20 protein-coding genes and 1 tRNA gene are annotated in these 16014 nt (G+C 61.1%); 12 read left to right on the top strand and 9 right to left on the bottom strand.

What is annotated here, in order from left to right; translation table 11 throughout:
- Nucleotides 1–87: 87 nt before the first annotated feature.
- Both rnz and psbV read left to right on the top strand, forming a co-directional pair.
- Nucleotides 88–1059, top strand: a complete 972-nt coding sequence (gene rnz, locus SynMEDNS5_RS10160; RefSeq protein WP_186583279.1) for a ribonuclease Z — start codon at nt 88–90, stop codon at nt 1057–1059.
- A gap of 86 nt (nt 1060–1145) precedes the next feature.
- Entirely contained in the window at nt 1146–1658 is a 513-nt protein-coding gene (gene psbV / locus SynMEDNS5_RS10165; protein WP_186583280.1) for a photosystem II cytochrome c-550, read from the top strand.
- Nucleotides 1659–1751: 93 nt separating this feature from the next.
- On the opposite strand, the gene SynMEDNS5_RS10170 is transcribed toward psbV, so the two are convergent.
- From SynMEDNS5_RS10170 to serA, 4 genes are all read right to left on the bottom strand, one after another.
- Nucleotides 1752–2141 carry a hypothetical protein gene (locus SynMEDNS5_RS10170; RefSeq protein WP_186583281.1) on the bottom strand — a complete coding sequence of 130 codons (390 nt, stop codon included), beginning with the start codon at nt 2139–2141 and terminating at the stop codon, nt 1752–1754.
- A 101-nt stretch (nt 2142–2242) separates the two neighbouring features.
- Nucleotides 2243–2542: a ferredoxin gene (locus tag SynMEDNS5_RS10175; protein ID WP_006043345.1), complete on the bottom strand. Its 300-nt coding sequence runs from the start codon at nt 2540–2542 to the stop codon at nt 2243–2245.
- Between the two features lie 144 nt (nt 2543–2686).
- Nucleotides 2687–3577, bottom strand: a complete 891-nt coding sequence (gene prmA, locus SynMEDNS5_RS10180; RefSeq protein ID WP_186583282.1) for a 50S ribosomal protein L11 methyltransferase — start codon at nt 3575–3577, stop codon at nt 2687–2689.
- A complete protein-coding gene (gene serA / locus SynMEDNS5_RS10185; RefSeq protein ID WP_186583283.1) occupies nt 3577–5163 on the bottom strand; it encodes a phosphoglycerate dehydrogenase in 1587 nt (528 codons plus the stop codon). Before serA ends, prmA begins: the two co-directional genes overlap by 1 nt.
- Nucleotides 5164–5261: 98 nt before the next feature.
- Here serA and SynMEDNS5_RS10190 point away from each other — a divergent pair, with 98 nt between their 5' ends.
- The 6 genes from SynMEDNS5_RS10190 to SynMEDNS5_RS10215 all read left to right on the top strand — a co-directional run bounded on the left by SynMEDNS5_RS10190 (nt 5262) and on the right by SynMEDNS5_RS10215 (nt 9374).
- Nucleotides 5262–5792: a hypothetical protein gene (locus tag SynMEDNS5_RS10190; RefSeq protein WP_186583284.1), complete on the top strand. Its 531-nt coding sequence runs from the start codon at nt 5262–5264 to the stop codon at nt 5790–5792.
- A complete protein-coding gene (locus SynMEDNS5_RS10195) occupies nt 5789–6568 on the top strand; it encodes a photosystem II S4 domain protein (protein WP_186583285.1) in 780 nt (259 codons plus the stop codon). Before SynMEDNS5_RS10190 ends, SynMEDNS5_RS10195 begins: the two co-directional genes overlap by 4 nt.
- A gap of 74 nt (nt 6569–6642) precedes the next feature.
- Nucleotides 6643–6714: transfer RNA gene (locus tag SynMEDNS5_RS10200), tRNA-Val, on the top strand.
- A 28-nt stretch (nt 6715–6742) separates the two neighbouring features.
- Nucleotides 6743–8131, top strand: a complete 1389-nt coding sequence (gene murD / locus SynMEDNS5_RS10205; RefSeq protein WP_186583286.1) for a UDP-N-acetylmuramoyl-L-alanine--D-glutamate ligase — start codon at nt 6743–6745, stop codon at nt 8129–8131.
- Nucleotides 8132–8155: 24 nt separating this feature from the next.
- Nucleotides 8156–8617: an EVE domain-containing protein gene (locus tag SynMEDNS5_RS10210; RefSeq protein ID WP_304623107.1), complete on the top strand. Its 462-nt coding sequence runs from the start codon at nt 8156–8158 to the stop codon at nt 8615–8617.
- Nucleotides 8601–9374 (top strand): hypothetical protein, encoded by a 774-nt coding sequence (locus tag SynMEDNS5_RS10215; protein ID WP_186583287.1) that lies wholly within the window; start codon nt 8601–8603, stop codon nt 9372–9374. Before SynMEDNS5_RS10210 ends, SynMEDNS5_RS10215 begins: the two co-directional genes overlap by 17 nt.
- Here SynMEDNS5_RS10215 and SynMEDNS5_RS10220 read toward each other — a convergent pair.
- The 4 genes from SynMEDNS5_RS10220 to SynMEDNS5_RS10235 form a co-directional block, all read right to left on the bottom strand.
- On the bottom strand, nt 9326–9607 hold the full coding sequence (locus SynMEDNS5_RS10220) for a DUF2811 domain-containing protein (RefSeq protein ID WP_255440131.1): 282 nt from the start codon (nt 9605–9607) through the stop codon (nt 9326–9328). The genes SynMEDNS5_RS10215 and SynMEDNS5_RS10220 overlap by 49 nt on opposite strands.
- A 298-nt stretch (nt 9608–9905) precedes the next feature.
- Entirely contained in the window at nt 9906–10295 is a 390-nt protein-coding gene (locus tag SynMEDNS5_RS10225; protein WP_186583288.1) for a DUF1818 family protein, read from the bottom strand.
- On the bottom strand, nt 10292–10519 hold the full coding sequence (locus tag SynMEDNS5_RS10230; protein WP_006043334.1) for a DNA-directed RNA polymerase subunit omega: 228 nt from the start codon (nt 10517–10519) through the stop codon (nt 10292–10294). The genes SynMEDNS5_RS10225 and SynMEDNS5_RS10230 overlap by 4 nt, the downstream gene beginning before the upstream one ends.
- Before the next feature lie 25 nt (nt 10520–10544).
- On the bottom strand, nt 10545–10829 hold the full coding sequence (locus tag SynMEDNS5_RS10235; RefSeq protein WP_186583289.1) for a hypothetical protein: 285 nt from the start codon (nt 10827–10829) through the stop codon (nt 10545–10547).
- A 39-nt stretch (nt 10830–10868) separates the two neighbouring features.
- Here SynMEDNS5_RS10235 and SynMEDNS5_RS10240 point away from each other — a divergent pair, with 39 nt between their 5' ends.
- The 3 genes from SynMEDNS5_RS10240 (at nt 10869) to SynMEDNS5_RS10250 (ending at nt 13672) form a co-directional block, all read left to right on the top strand.
- Nucleotides 10869–12497, top strand: a complete 1629-nt coding sequence (locus SynMEDNS5_RS10240) for an Hsp70 family protein (RefSeq protein WP_186583290.1) — start codon at nt 10869–10871, stop codon at nt 12495–12497.
- Between the two features lie 77 nt (nt 12498–12574).
- Complete coding sequence (locus SynMEDNS5_RS10245; protein WP_186583291.1) at nt 12575–13420, top strand: hypothetical protein; 846 nt, start codon at nt 12575–12577, stop codon at nt 13418–13420.
- Nucleotides 13421–13450: 30 nt separating this feature from the next.
- A complete protein-coding gene (locus SynMEDNS5_RS10250; RefSeq protein ID WP_186583292.1) occupies nt 13451–13672 on the top strand; it encodes a ferredoxin-thioredoxin reductase variable chain in 222 nt (73 codons plus the stop codon).
- Here the strand turns inward: SynMEDNS5_RS10250 and pyrR are convergent.
- Nucleotides 13657–14217, bottom strand: a complete 561-nt coding sequence (pyrR, locus tag SynMEDNS5_RS10255) for a bifunctional pyr operon transcriptional regulator/uracil phosphoribosyltransferase PyrR (RefSeq protein WP_186583293.1) — start codon at nt 14215–14217, stop codon at nt 13657–13659. The two genes, SynMEDNS5_RS10250 and pyrR, sit on opposite strands and share 16 nt — an antisense overlap.
- Before the next feature lie 150 nt (nt 14218–14367).
- On the opposite strand from pyrR, the gene gpmI reads away from it, so the two are divergent.
- Nucleotides 14368–15999: a 2,3-bisphosphoglycerate-independent phosphoglycerate mutase gene (gpmI, locus tag SynMEDNS5_RS10260; protein ID WP_186583294.1), complete on the top strand. Its 1632-nt coding sequence runs from the start codon at nt 14368–14370 to the stop codon at nt 15997–15999.
- The last annotated feature ends 15 nt before the right edge of the window (nt 16000–16014 follow it).

Genomic DNA, 16014 nt, shown 5'->3' on the forward strand with positions numbered 1-16014 from the left:
CCAGAAACAGATGGGCGCCCAGTGTGCCCCTCCCATCGCGAGAGAGCCAGGCCTCCGTGGCAGATTGGCCATTGAGCCCACCCCGCCGTGCAGGTCACCTTTCTCGGCACCAGTTCCGGAGTTCCGACCCGCGCCCGCAATGTGTCTGCCGTGGCGCTTCGACTGCCGCAACGGTCAGAGCTGTGGTTGTTTGACTGTGGGGAAGGCACCCAGCATCAGTTTCTGCGCAGCGATCTGCGCCTCTCTCAGCTGCGCAGAGTGTTCATCACACACATGCACGGCGATCACGTTTTCGGGCTGCCGGGGCTCCTGGCCAGCCTGGGCCTGAGCGGCAGCAGCGCCGGGGTGGATCTCTACGGCCCCGATCCCCTGGATGCCTACCTACACGGCGTTCTGCGCACCAGCTCCACCCGGATTGGCTACCCGCTGGCCGTGCATCCAGTGCGCGGAGCCGCCGAAGCACGACGGATTGTCTTCGAAGACGACGATCTGCAGGTGCGAGCCACCCCCTTGGATCACCGGGTGCCCGCCTATGCCTACCGGGTGGATCAGAAGCCGCGGGCCGGCCGGTTCGACGTGGCCAAAGCCCGGGATCTGAACATCCCGCCGGGGCCTGTCTATGCCGCGCTGAAGCGCGGCGAAACCGTCACCCTCGATGATGGCCGCAGCATTAACGGCCGCGACCTCTGCGGCCCTCCGCGTCGCGGAGCCAGCGTGGTGTATTGCACCGACACAGTGTTCTGCGAAGCCGCCGTGGAGCTGGCGCGAGGGGCGGATCTCCTGATTCACGAATCCACCTTTTCCCATGCCGAGGCGGAGATGGCATTCCAACGCCAGCACTCCACCAGCACCATGGCGGCACAAACGGCAGCGGAAGCGGGTGTCAGCCAGCTGGTGCTGACCCACCTCAGCCCCCGTTATGCCCCTGGGAATGCGGTCACTGCAGACGATCTACTGGCCGAAGCCCAGGCGATCTTTCCAGCCACGGTGCTCGCCAAAGACTTCCTCTCCATCGAGGTAACCCCGCAAATGCAGCCGTTGTGCTGCAACAGTTCGTGATCGCCTGAGCGAGATCACCCACGGGGGGATCCCACCCCGTGATACAAGAGCGTTGTGCGCTGTCTTCATCAGTCTCTGGCATTTTTATGGCCTCTTTTCTCCCCAACCTGCGTCGCTCCCTGAGCCGACTGCTGATCGTGCTGTCGGCCTTCGCCGTCCTGGTGATCGGCACCCCTGCCCAGGCCGCTTCTTGGGATGCGGAGACCTTGACGGTTCCCGCCGACGCGGAAGGCATTCCTGTCACGTTTACGGAGCAGCAGGTCAAGGCTGGTCGCAAGGTGTTTAATACCAGCTGCGGCACCTGCCATGCCGGCGGCATCACCAAGACCAACCACAACGTTGGCCTCGACCCCGAAACCCTGGCCCTGGCCACACCAGCCCGCGACAATGTGGCAGCCCTGGTGGACTACCTCCAGGACCCCACCTCCTATGACGGTGAGTACAGCATTGCCGACTTGCACCCCAGCATGCGCAGCCGCGATCTGTATCCCGCCATGCGTGACCTCACCGATGAGGATCTCCGCTTGATGTCTGCCTACATCCTCGTGGCACCGAAAGTGCTGGGTCAGGAATGGGGCGGCGGCAAGATCTACTTCTGATTAGCCCAGCAGGCATTCACGGTGAATGCTTCAGGGAAGCCCGCCATCCGGCGGGCTTTTTTAATGGTGATGGCTTGCGATGGCCGGGCTTGATCAAGGCTGTTGATTGGTCGCATCAAAGGAGCGGGGATGACGGCTGTACCACCACTCTTGAAGCTCAGGCGTGAAGCGCATGGAAAAAAGCGTCAGCACGGTGGCAGTAGGCCTGGAGCCTGGCTGGAGCAGCTCGACCGCGTAGGAGGGGCAACGACGGGAGGCAAGGTCGGGAACAAAACGACGGCCCACCCGACGCCAACTCGGCTCCTTGCTGCGCCACACAAGGCGACAGCAGGGCCAGGGAAGCTCATTGCGATCGAACAGCCGGCAGCAGGGACCGATCACCCTGAAGCTGTACTGGCCGCCAGGACTGGTGTGCACCGTGCCGTGAGCAAGAAGCCCATCAACCTCAGGTCGCAGGGGAGTAGCAGCGGTGGCGGAGGACATCCTTCGATCGGCCAGACACACACCACCCTGCCAACAAAAAGCCACCCCTGGGGGTGGCCGATGGCTCTCCCGTCAGAGAGAGCTGATGTTTGCGGAGGGGCTCAATAGAGCTCTTCCTCGGCGTGGGTCTTGATGGTGCAGTCAGAGGTGGGGTAAGCCACGCAGGTCAGCACGAAACCAGCTTCGATCTGATCGTCGTCGAGGAAGCTTTGATCGGACTGGTCAACGGTGCCAGCAGTGATCTTGCCTGCACAGGTGGAGCATGCGCCGGCGCGGCAGGAGTAGGGCAGGTCGATGCCCTGCTCTTCAGCGGCATCGAGGATGTACTGATCGTCGGGAACCTCGATGGTCTTGTTGAGACCTTCGCTCTCGCTGACCAGAGTGACCTTGTAAGAAGCCATGGATGGATGAAGTGTGCAGAGACCCGAATCAATCGGGCTCGCAGGACCGCACCCTTCTACATCGGACAGGCCTCCACCCACACGCTTCAACCGAGCATTGGGGCCAAGGCCAATCAAACCCGATACTTGCATAAGCTCTACTTATCAAACTTGTCGGCGAATCTCCAGGAGTCCCCAGCGTCCCTGGCTGTCGAGATGCTGCACCGACCAGCCCAGTGCCTCCAGCACATTCGTAAGGCGCGGAGCTTGCTCCACGAGAAGCCCACTGAGAAGTCCACGCCCCTGGGCGCTGAGGATGGATTGGAAGCCAGGTGCCAGGGCTTCGATCACCGGCGCCAGGATGTTGCAGAGCAGAAGATCGGCAGGCTTGCCGGCAAGGAGGGGCTCCAGGGTCTCGAGAGACCCTTGATGGACGCGCAGCGCACCGGAGGCCAGGTTGTTGAGGGCAGCGTTCTCGGAGGTGGCTCGCACGGCCAGGGAATCGGTGTCCACAGCCAGCACCTCGCGGGCCCCCAGACCCAGTGCCGCCAAACCGAGCACTCCGCTGCCACAACCGAGATCAGCCACCCGCAGCCCCTGGGGAGGTGCTGCTTCGAGAGCCTCCAAGCACAATCGCGTCGTGGGGTGGCTGCCGGTCCCGAAGGCACTGCCGGGATCCATTTTCAGCACCAGACGCTGGGCATGCTCCTCGGGAACGCTGAGCCAGGCGGGAAGGATCAGCAACCCTTTCCCCACAGGATCCGGCTGCCAATGCTGCTTCCAGCTGCGGCTCCAATCTTCATCAGCCAGCTCGTCCCATCGCGGGGTGGCCAGCTGAAGGCCGAATGTTTCAGCGAGGGGAGAGAGACTCGCAATCAGCTGAAGGCGCTGGTCTTCCGGCCACTCATGGGCAGGCAGCCAGGCCAGCAGCGTGCGTTGATCAGGGGCCTCAGGAGCATGCTGAACCGCCACCCGGTGGAGTCCCATGGCCGTGAGCTTCCAGAGCAGGGATTCCTCCAGCTCTGGCTGCAGAGGCAGAGACAGGCGCCACCACATCACAAGGTGACGGGATGAGCTTCCTGGATCCCGTTGATCCCGTGAATCGTTGCCAGCAACGCCGGCGGAATCGGATCGTCGATGCTCAGGACCATCACGGCATCCCCGCGCACGATCCGCCGCCCAACCTGCATGGAGGCAATGTTCACGTTGTGCTCACCCAGCAGTGAGCCAAGGTGGCCAATGATCCCGGGCATATCCCGGTGGCGAGTGAAGAGCATGTGACGGCTGGGGGGCACGTTCACAGGGAACTCATCGATGTTGGTCACCCGCAGCTCACCATCGGCGAACACAGCGCCGGTCACGCTGTGCCCCCCCTGACCGCCGCGGGTGGTCAGCTGAAGCGATCCACCGGCGAAGTCGCGGCTGGCGTCATCCTTAACCTCCAGCACGTGAATGCCACGTCCCTTGGCTTCCAGAGAGGCATTCACATAGTTGATGCGGTCGCCGAGAGCACTGGTCAGCAGCCCCTTCAGCGCTGCCACCATCAGAGGCTGGGACGGATGGAGAGCGAATTCACCCTGAAGCCTCACCTCAAGCTCCTGCACCTGCCCGCCACTGAGCTGACTCACCAGCAGTCCAAGCGTCTCAGCGAGCTGTAGATGGGGCTTGAGCTGCTCCATGATCTCCGCGCTCAGCCCGGGGATATTCACTGCACTGCGTGCGGGAAGACCGAGCAGCACATCACGAATCTGCTCTGCCACATCCGTCGCCACATTTTCCTGGGCTTCCTCGGTGGAGGCGCCGAGATGAGGGGTCAGAACCAATCCGCGTTCCACGCTCCTCAACGGAGAATCCTCAGCCAGCGGCTCTGAGGCAAATACATCCAACCCTGCTCCAGCGATGACACCGTTCTCGATCGCTTCGGCCAGAGCCGCTTCATCCACGATTCCGCCTCTCGCGCAGTTCACGATGCGAGCCGTGGACTTCATCGAGCGGAGCAGCTCGGCATTGACGAGATTTTCGGTATCCGGCGTGCGGGGGATATGAAGCGTGATGTAATCCGCCTGACGGAACAGATCCTCGAGCGTGGTGAGCCGCACCTGCATCTGCTGGGCGCGATCAGCAGAAATGAAGGGATCGAAGGCGATCACCTCCATTCCCATCGCCTTGGCGACCCGAGCCACATGGGAGCCGATCTTTCCCAGACCGACAACGCCGAGAACCTTCTTGTAGAGCTCATTTCCCACGTATTTCTTGCGGTCCCAGGCACCGGCACGCATGGATCCATGGGCCTGGGGCACATGACGCGACAGGGACAGAAGAAGCGCGAGGGCATGCTCAGCCGCCGCGATCGTGTTGCCTTCGGGAGAGTTAACAACAAGCACGCCGCGCTGGGTCGCAGCGGGAACATCCACGTTGTCAACACCCACGCCAGCCCGGCCGATAATGCGTAAGCGATCAGCAGCAGCGATCACATCCGCCGTCACCTGTGTGCCTGAGCGGATCATCAGGGCGTCGTATTCACCGATCACGGCCTTCAGCTCTTCGGCCGACAGGCCCGTTCGCTGATCCACCTGAGCCACCTGCCCGAGGATGTCGATCCCCGCCTGATCAATGGGGTCTGAAACGAGAACTTTGGTCATCCAGCGGCGGGAGAAAGCCGTTATCCACTCTAGAGATTGATCCGATCGCCCTCTGCGGATCAAACCATGGAGAATGAAACGGTGCACCGAGTCCGTCCATGCCCGTCTGTGTCCTGGTGCTGAGTCAACGCGACACCGCTGAAAGCCTGGTGACGTCATTGCGGGATGCAGGCACCCATTTGCTGCGGGTGGCCCTGGTGGCCCCCGACGGTGAACCCACCTCGTCCGGTGGCCTCACAGCCGAGCGTATGGACGACGTCGACCTCTTGAATCCGAACCTGGCTAGAAACAGGCGTCAGCGTTCCATGTCGCGCTGGCTGATGCCCTTTGGCTTCCTGGCCGGAGCAACGTTTACTCAGATCACAACGCTCGACACCTTTGCCCGCTTCGGAACGATCGGCGAAGTAGTGATTGGCGGACTGCTTGGTCTTGGATCCGGTCTGATGGGCAGCTATGCCGCTGCCGCCAGCGTTCCTTCTGACAATGAAGACGGAGTGCGGATTCTGCGCAACCGTCACAAAGAGAATGCCTGGTTACTCCTGCTCGAGACCCGGCCAGGCGTGGAGCTTCCCTGGACGCTCGTTCAGAAGGTCCGCCCGCAGCAGGTCGTGCGACTGAGTGAGTTATGACACTTCCCAGGGATGCGCTCCTCGCTGGCTCCTGCCATCGGCCGGTGATGGCTGGGCTGCTCGATCAGGCTGAGGAGGTGCTGCGCACCTGGCAACCGAGCTGGAGCCCCTTTCTCAGTGGTCCTGAACTGGAGGATGCCGCAAAGCTCGAAGCCCTCTCGGAGTTGCGGATGGTGCGCGATGGAGGACGGGAAGGCGCCGAGCGCTGCCGACTTCAGCTGAGCCGCCGCGACCAGGAGACGGACTCGGAATCAGCCCCGCTGTGTGGTCTCCGCCTGGAAGGCAACTTTCTCTTTGACCGCGCCGAACCCGATGACATGCGCCAGGCACTGATGCACCTCGATGTGCGCGCGGATGCCATCGGTGATCTCTGGCTACGGGGTGACCGGGGAGCGCAAGCCGTCTGTACTCCAGAAGCAGGGGAGCATCTCAACGGATTGACCGGACAGGTCCGCGATGTGCCGCTCCTGCTGGAAACGGTTCCTCTCGAAGCCCTGCAGTGGCCAGCCCAACGAACTCCCCGACTGCTGCGCAGCGTGGAGGCATCATGCCGCTTGGATGCCATCGCTTCAGCTGGCTTCGGACTCTCCCGTTCCAAAATGACGCGCGAGATCAGGGAAGGACGTCTCAGGCTCAATTGGGGAGCGATCCGTCAGGCCAGTCGTGACGTCAACGTGGGTGATCAACTGCAACTTCAAGACCGAGGAAGCGTGGAGGTGCTGAGCCTGACGCTGACCAAGCGAGAGCGATGGCGAGTCGAAATGATGCGCCGGTGAGCTGCTAACTTCAATCCCACCCGGTGGAATTCGATCCATCCGATCACCGCAGATTCTCTGAAGGGTGACAATGCGGGCGATTAGCTCAGAGGTAGAGCACTACCTTGACACGGTAGGAGTCACTGGTTCGATTCCAGTATCGCCCATTTCCCTTGGTGGGAGAGGAGTTTCTTGATGGCACGGTCCGTGGTCGTGGGCCTGGGGCGTTCCGGCTCAGGTGCGGCTCGGCTGCTGCAGGCTCAGGGGTACGACGTCGTCGTGCTCGAACGGGGCGATGAACCAGCGTTGCGAGACAAAGCCCATGCCCTGCGCCAACAGAACATCACCATCCAACTGGGATGTCCCCTGGAGCTCGACAGCTTCGCCCCCTGGCTCGACAGTGCCGGGGAGGTGGTGATCAGTCCTGGAATTGCATGGGATCACCCCACCCTCAAGGCCCTGCGTGCCCATGGCCTCCGGGTCCGAGGTGAGATGTCTGTGGCCTGGGATGCCCTCCGAGACATTCCCTGGATTGGCATCACCGGAACCAACGGCAAAACCACGGTGACCCATCTTCTCCAGCACGTGCTGGCCTATGCCGGCCTGGAAGCACCCATGGCCGGCAACGTGGGCCATTCCGCAGCCGAACTGGCCCTCGAAGTGCTGCAAGGCACCAGGCCCAAGCCCGACTGGGTCGTGATGGAGATGAGCAGCTATCAGATCGAAGCCGCTTTGGAGGTGTCGCCGCGCATCGGAATCTGGACAACCCTCACACCTGATCACCTCGAAAGGCACGGAACCATCGAGGCTTACCGATCCATCAAGCGGGGGCTCCTCGAACGCGCAGCGATCCCCGTGTTGAATGCGGATGACCCCGACATCCACCGCCACTGCGGCCAGTGGTCACGGTCAGGTCTTCGCTGGGTGTCCTGCGGAGATCACAGCCCGGAAGCGGGAATCCCCCCGATCACCGTGAACGCGCAGGGCTGGGTGAGCCAGGGAGAGCAACCTCTTTTCCCTGCTGATTCCTTGCCTTTACCCGGCGATCACAACCGCCAAAACATGCTCTTGGTGACCGCTGCTGCTCTGGAAGCGGGTGTATCTGCTTCCAGCATCGAGGCGGCACTGAGCTGCTTCACCGGGGTACCGCACAGGCTCGAACCTCTGGGATTCGTAGGCGGCATTCCCGTGTTCAATGACAGCAAGGCCACGAATTACGACGCCGCCGCCGTGGGTTTGCGGTCCGTGCCGGCACCTGTAGTTCTCCTGGCCGGCGGTCAGACGAAGCAGGGCGATGCAGGTCCATGGCTGGAACTGTTCCAATCCCAGGTGGGCGGTGTGGTGCTGTTTGGAGAAGGAGCCGGAGAGCTTGCCAATCTGATCGAGACCGCAGGCTTCGCAGGTCCTGTGATTCATCGCGCCGACCTGGACGCAGCCGTGCCGCAGGCTCTAAGCCTTGCTAGGGACTGCCAGGCCAACAGCGTGCTTCTGTCACCGGCTTGTGCCAGTTTCGACCAATACCCGAACTTTGAGGCAAGAGGCGATCATTTCCGGCAGTTAATCAATGCGGTAAAAGATCCCTAGGCTGCTGAAAACCTTTCGAAAACCGTGGCCTACTGGTTGATGAAAAGTGAGCCCGATGTGTACGGGATTGACCACCTCCAACAGGAGCACACCACCCTTTGGGATGGAATTCGCAATTACCAGGCCCGAAATTTCATGCGCACGATGGCCGTCGGGGATCAGGCTTTTTTTTATCACTCCAACTGCAAACCCCCAGGAATCGTTGGCCTGATGGAGGTCATCGAAACGGGTCTTGTTGATCCCACCCAGTTTGATCCTTCCTCCAAATACCACGATCCAGCATCAAAGCCGGATACGCCCCGCTGGGACTGCGTTCGACTCACCTACAAAGGCCGATTTCAAAGCCTTTTAAGCCTCGATGTTCTGCGCGAGTCTTACCAACCCGAAGAACTGGCCGTCGTGAGGCGTGGCAATCGGCTGTCGATCCTCCCTGTCGACGAGCCCATCGCCCGCGATCTACTGAAGCGACTTGGCCCTCTCCAGTGACCCTGATCAGGCGGCCAGCGCCGAGCGCTTGCCCCTGACCACCATCATTCCGAGAGCCTGGATCGGGTTCGGGAAAGCTCCCTGGAAATGCGTCGGGCTGACCGCACTCACCCTGATCGTCCTGACTGGTCTTGGCGTGCTGGCTCGGGACCTGCAGGAGAGCGGTCAAAGAGGCTTTGAAATGACAGGCAATGCCTTGCTGGTGCTGACCATCCCTGCATCACTTGGCCCGCTGGTGTCGCTGCTGCGTCTGGCCGATCAGCTTCTACCGTCGGGCGCTGGCTCCGAAGCTGAGGCAAGTCCCGGCAAGGGGCGACCTCTTCGCTGGCTGTTGCGCCAAACCACAGCGCTCGTCCTGCTCGAGGGGGTGGTGTTCATCGGTGGCTTGAATGTGATCCGCATCCTCAGCGGGCTCATCGCGTCCTACAGCGGAGTTCTATCCACAGCGGTACTTCTCATCGGACTCCTGGCGCTGGCGGCCTGGGCCCTCAGCCAGATCCTGGCCCTTCCCTTGCTGGTGCATCACGGGCATCACCCCCTGGCAGCGATGGAGCACAGTCGAAAAATTGTTCAAGCCAACCGCATCAAGGTGCTTGCCTTGCTGGGACTTCTGCTGGGCGTCAACCTGATCGGCCTAATGGGCGCCTGCCTAGGGCTTTTGCTGAGCATTCCGCTCTCAGCCTTGCTCTTGATGGCAAGCTGCCGGACTCAGACCCCCTGGGACAGGGATTCACGCCGAAACATGCTTCCTACATAAAGACGGGTGATCTCGCGGGACTCGACACCGTTCTGAATCAGAAAACCGGCGATTGCAGCCTGAACAAGTCGGTACTGATCCCAGTTGGGACAGCGCTCAACAAACCCCACCATGGCCTGCTGAAGCGGCTGGGGGAGCTGCGTTTGAAAGCTCACGGTCCCTGATTCATCCAATCCGGCAGAAGCCAGAACCCGCTGCTCCACCGTCGCAACAGCCTTGTCAACCAAATGCATGCAATCCCCTCCAATGGCTACTAGTTCTCCACATGAACGACGCCGCGTCAAGGCAGTGCTGTTCGAGCGATCCCAACAACTCTCCCGATGAGATTTCAGTGGCAGACAGCATTCACAGCGGGGGATTTGCCTGGATGAACGACAGGCCGGCCACAAGGACCTTCGTCAACCCGCTCGCGCCGATTGGCTGAAGTTTTCCACAGAGCATGGCCACAAGAGCGATACCGCGCTCAGCGCTGTGGAAAACATCGAAATAAGCGCGGAAAAGCCTCGGGAAAATTCGTCGCATCTCCATTGATCAGTTCAGCTGATCAATGGAGATGTCCCAAAGCGTTCTCATGGCTGCGGCCGCTGCTTCTGCCGCTGGAGCTGGCCAAGACACCTCCACCCCCCGCTCGCAGACATCGACAGGTCTCAGAATCAACTGCAAGGACCAGGCTCGACTGTCCCCCTCAAGACATCCCCACCAGGGAGAGCGTTCAAGCTCGAGAGTGATCTGCTCCTCTTCCATCAACTGCCCACGCTGCGCAGCGTGGTGAGCGACAAGATCCTCGATCAGAGAGGCCAACGCGCCTGCCTCGGACTCGGTGAGCTCAATGGCCCAGGTTTCCCCACCGATCAGTGCGCCGTAGGGATGGCGCTGAGGATCCCTGGCCAGTCTCCAGCCGGGACCCTCCTGTTGAATCATCCCGGGAGGAGATCGGGTTGATCCTGCTCGTCACTGAGCTCCACAATGGCTCGCTGCACAGGCTTCACACTGGATTCCTCGAGCAACCCATCGAAGTCATCAAAGCGACGCTGCTTGGCACGAAACGCAATGCGAACCGTGGTCAGATAGCGATTGCTGGACTGACGAATCAGGCTTTCTCCCCGCTTGGCAAGATCCTGATGGTCAACACCGGCCGTGAGCATGCCCAGTTCCTAGGAATCTCTAATCCTAGGTGAACAGGTCGCTGTGGAAAGGAACGTGCATCGGATAGCAACGTTGCGGTCGGCCTGGCACACGCAACACAATCTGACGCCCCAGTCCCATGGCCACCAGCGGGCGCCGCAAGTGGCTGAGCAATGCACTCACCTCCTCAAGATGACCGGCATCAACACACTCCACGCGGATGGTTCCCCAGCTCCGCGACATCCGGCAGTCCCGGAGGGGTTCCAGCTCCGCCTCGATCTCAGGCTCCTCCCGATAAAAGGAGAACACCAGTCGACGTAACCGATCCATTTCAGATCCCCGTAGCCTCATCCTTCTTCCAAACTGCCCATGGGGATGGCGAAGCCCCTCGCTGGCGAACAAAACCTTCATCTTTCCGGACGCGGGACCCTGGCGATCGATCTGGGGAGCACCACCACCATGGTGGCCTTTCAGGCCTGCAACGATGCGCGCATCAAGCTGATTGACCTCGCGCCGATCAGCCGGAAAGAGGGAGAGGTGCCCTCGATGCTTTGGCTTGATGATCGAAACTCTCCCAGCGTTCTGGTGGGCCGCCAGGTGCTGGAAAGCGGTCTCGGCGACCGTGATCTCCCCCAGCTTCACCGTGACTTCAAGCGTTGGATCGGCCTTCCCATCCCCTCGCCATGGCGTCAACTGCTCAGTCCTGATCAGGCGGGGGCTCGCTTGCTTCAGGAAATCTGGAAGCGAATTCCCCAGGATCTAACCATTGAGCGCCTCGTGCTCACCGCACCGGTGGAGACTGGATCGGCCTACCGCCAGTGGCTTCTGGAAGCCTGTGAGTCGCTGCAGATTCCTGAAATCGCCCTGGTGGATGAACCCACGGCCGCTGCGCTTGGTGCGGGGTTACCGGCTGGATCGAAATTGCTGGTTGTTGACCTCGGCGGAGGCACGCTTGATCTGTCCCTTGTGGCTCTAGAGGGAGGCGAAGGACGCGCCGCACCTCTGGCGCAGCTGCTGCGCTTCCAGAGCCGAAACCTCACAAAAAGTCGCCAGGCCCTCCGCCAGGCGCGCGTTCTTGGAAAAACAGGGATCGCGCTAGGGGGGAGAGATCTGGACCGATGGATCCTTGACGCGCTCCAGCCGCAAGGCCTCCCATCGGAGGGCGATGGATACACCGCTCTTCTCGATGCGGCCGAGCGGCTCAAATGCCGGCTTTCAAACACCGAAATCAACGATGAACAAGAACTGACGGAACTGGCCAGTAGTCCGGAAATGACAACACCCACAACCTTGCGGATGAACCGCAAACGCTTCACTCAGCTGTTGGAGGAACGGGGACTGTTCCAGCTTCTGGAAGAGCTTCTCAACCAGACCCTGCGGTCTGCCGAGGTTCACGGCTGTCGCCGCAGCGACCTCAACGCTGTTGTGATGGTGGGTGGAGGCGCTCATCTTCCCCAGTTGCGCGCGTGGCTCACCAGCTTCATGAGTCCAGTTCCTCTGCGCACACCGCCTCCGATGGAAGCCGTCGCCTGCGGTGCCCTCAGCCTCACACCTGGAGTTCGGATTCTCGATCTTCTGCAACGGGGCATTTCGTTGCGCTGCTGGGACCGCCGCAGCAACCGACATCACTGGCATCCACTCTTTGTAGCCGGACAGCCCTGGCCATCAAGCCAACCTTTTGAGCTGGTGCTGAGTGCCAGTGCGGTAGAGCAAACCACCATTGAGTTCGTCCTTGGCGAGCCTGAGCTCGAGGCTCGCCATGAGGTGAGACTCATCGATGGACTTCCGCAAGTGATCGAACGTAATCCCAACGCAGCAGAGGTGAAGGAGCGTCCTTCGCCCTGCTTCAAGCTCATGCTCAATCCACCGGGTCAGCCGGGAGAGGATTGCCTGAAACTGCACTTTCACCTTGATGAACTTGCAGAGCTGATCATGGAGGGCGAAGACCTTCGGAACGGTTCACGCCTGGAGAGAGTCAGCCTCGGGACCGTGCGGTAAACGGTCTGTCTTCAAGGGCGTATACGGCGTCATCAGAACCAGTTAGCAATAGACTTCCCTTAACAAAAGTTCCTTCCTTGGCGCTTCGACGCCCTCTTCCCCGCTTCTGGCTGATCGCCACGCTGGGTGGTGTGGTTGCTCTTTGCGGAGCCGCCTACTTGTGGGAGCAGCAGCTGCCCAAACGCCTTGAGGATGCAGCTGACGCTGGCGACCTGGACGCGTGCCTTCGCTACGGAGAGCAGCTGGCCGCCCTGCGTTGGCTAGGGAAAGAAGCTCCTCTGGAGCAGGCTTTCTGCAGACGCCGCCAGGCCCAGCGCACCTGGGAAGCCGGAGACACGACCAGAGCGCTGGAACTGCAAACTCAGCTCGTGAATTCGGCAGTCGGCAGTGAAGCGGAGCAAATCAGCGATCGCCAGCGGCTGCAGGATTGGCGCTCTGAGGTGCGCGACAAGGCACTGGACCAGTTCCGTGCTGGAGATCTCGACGCAGCGTTGGCCACGCTGTCTCCCCTTGAAACCAGGGGGCAACGCACGGGGAGCCAACTCAGCGACAGCTTGAAAGAAACCTGGAACCGCAATCGCGTCGATCACGAGCGCCTACAGGAGCGCGTACAGCGCCAGCAGTGGTGGGAAGCCTTGAGTGTGCTGAACCAACTAGACCATCCCTGGTGGCAACGCCATGCCCTGCCGCTTCGACGTCAGATCGAAACCGCTATCAAGAACCTTCGCGACCAGCAAAGCCACACCAGTCACGGTGATCTCCCTGATCACACCGTGGACACGGAGCAATTGAACAATGCCGTTGAACAGCGCATTGGCGAAGGCATGGATCCTTGGAGCGCTTTCGTTGCAGGGTGCTCGGATCTTGGTGGTGTCCTGGTGGAAGAGGGGCCTGAAAGCCTCTGCAAAGCGAAGGGGCCATGAGACAATTCGCCCCATTGGACTCGTGATTTCATGCAGCCTGGTGACAAGGTCGTCGTCGCCTCATCAGTGGTGGTCTACAACCATCCGGAACATCGAGGCACATCCTTCGATCTCCAGGGCAGTGAGGGAGAGGTGGTGACTGTGCTGACGGAGTGGAAAGGGCGCCCGATCAGCCCGACCCTTCCGGTGATCGTGGCCTTCGGTCGCTACAAGGCGCATTTCCGCAGTGATGAACTTCAGGCTTCGTCCTGAGTTCTGCGCAGAAACACCCCCTCTTCACCATCCACGTCCAGCAGACGCAGTTCGATGGTTTCACTGCGACGCGTTGGAACCATTCGCCCGCAGAAATCTGGCTGGATGGGCAGTTCTCGATGGCCTCGATCCACCATCACCAGCAGCAGAACTCTGCGGGGACGTCCCCAGGCCTGAATGGCTTCAAGGGCGGCCCTCACCGTACGACCGGTAAAAATCACATCGTCCACAAGCACCACGTCACGCCCCTCAACTCCCACCGGCAGGTCGGTGCCTTTCACCGGTCGCATCGCCACGCGCTCGAGATCGTCCCTGTGAAAGGTCGGATCAAGGGTTCCTCGGGCCACTGGGCGGCCGGCCTGCTCTTCCAGTGAGCGCGCCAGAACCGAGGCCAGCTGCACGCCACGCGTCGGGATTCCAAGCAGGACGAGATCATCAAGCCCGCCAACCCTCTCAAGCACTTGAGAAGCGAGGCGCATCAACGTTCTTCTCAGTTCATCGGACGAGAGAATCTCGACCCGTTCATCCTGGGCGCCCGATCCCATGGATTCAATGTCTGTGAGGCTGAGTGTATGTGTTTTGGGCGGCGAAGCGTCCGAGAAAGCTGACCATTCAGCTGCAGCGGATTCGCCTCAGGAGGGATGCGGAGGTAGCTTGTGATTCTGGAGAAGTCCTTAAGAAGGGAGAAACGCTGCGTGAACCCGGTTGATCGCGAGGATGGACATCCCAAGCAGAGGTCGTCGGTGGCGCCTGTGGTGCTGGCGATCCTGGATGGATGGGGTGATCGTGACGGCAGCGACTTCAACGCCATCCGATCCGCTGATACCCCGGTGATGGATGCCTTGAGGCATGCCTATCCGAACACCTTGATCCACGCCAGCGGCTCCCACGTGGGACTCCCAGACGGGCAAATGGGGAATTCAGAGGTCGGCCATCTGACCATCGGCGCAGGACGCATCATTCGCCAGGAATTGGTTCGTATTGGAGACACTGTGCGCGGGAATCAGCTCCCCGGGGTGTCGACGCTCAGCAGGCTGGCTGCGCGTCTACGTGAGAGCGGCCGGACCCTGCACCTCCTTGGGCTCTGCTCCGATGGCGGGGTGCACAGCCACGTTGATCACCTCTGTGGACTTCTGCACTGGGCCGCAGCGGAAGGCATCCAGACCGTGGCCATTCACGCGATCACCGATGGGAGGGACACACCCACCCAGAGTGCACCGCGCTTCGTCCACACGATCGAAGAAGCCATCCGCTCCAGCGGTGTGGGTGAGATCGCCAGCCTGTGCGGCCGCTACTGGGCCATGGACCGCGACCAGCGCTGGGAACGAACCTCACGCGCCTACGCCCTGCTCACAGACCCTGCGTATCCCTGCGGCAGCAGCACCCCCACCGCGGTTCTCGAAGCCAGTTACGCCGCTGGAACCACCGATGAATTTCTAGAGCCCACCCGGCTGAGCAGCAGCCACCTCCAAGACGGTGATGCCCTGCTCGTTTTCAATTTCCGTCCGGACCGCGCACGCCAGATCATCCAGAGTCTCACCCTTGATGGTTTCGAGGGATTTCCGCGTCCGCACCATCCGAAACTGGATGTCGTGACCTTTACGCAGTACGAGAGCGGACTGCCCGTGGAGGTCGCCTTCCCCCCCGAATCCCTCGACGACCTCCTCGGCCAGGTGGTGGCTGCCGAGGGACTGAAGCAGTACCGCACGGCGGAAACCGAGAAATACCCCCACGTGACCTATTTCATGAATGGCGGTATAGAGCAGCCCCTCGCGGGAGAAGACCGACATCTGGTTCCATCTCCCCGTGTTGCCACCTATGACCAAGCCCCAGCCATGGCGGCGGACACCCTCACGGACAGCTGCATCGCCGCCATCGAAAAGGGGATCTATTCCCTGGTGGTGATTAATTACGCCAATCCCGACATGGTGGGCCACACGGGAGTCATGGAGGCAGCCACCGAAGCGATCCAGAAGGTGGACCACTGCATCGGTCGCCTGCTCGATGCGGTGGGACGCATGGGCGGCACCTTGATGATCACCGCAGACCACGGCAACGCTGAGTGCATGCGCGGTGAGGACGGAGAGGCCTGGACAGCGCACACCACCAATCCAGTGCCGGTGATTCTTGTGGAGGGTGAAAAGCGCAAGATGGTTGGCATGGGCAATGCCCTGCGCTTGCGCGATGAAGGGGGGCTTGCAGACATCGCCCCAACCTTGCTGCAGCTGCTTGGCCTCGAGAAACCTGCCGCCATGACTGGTCACAGCTTGATCGAAGCGATTGACACGGCAGCCCCGTCCAGCGCCAGATTGCCCCAGCCTGTTTGACCCGGCCCGCCATAG

Source organism: Synechococcus sp. MEDNS5 (genome assembly GCF_014279875.1).
Taxonomy (GTDB): Bacteria; Cyanobacteriota; Cyanobacteriia; order PCC-6307; family Cyanobiaceae; genus Synechococcus_C.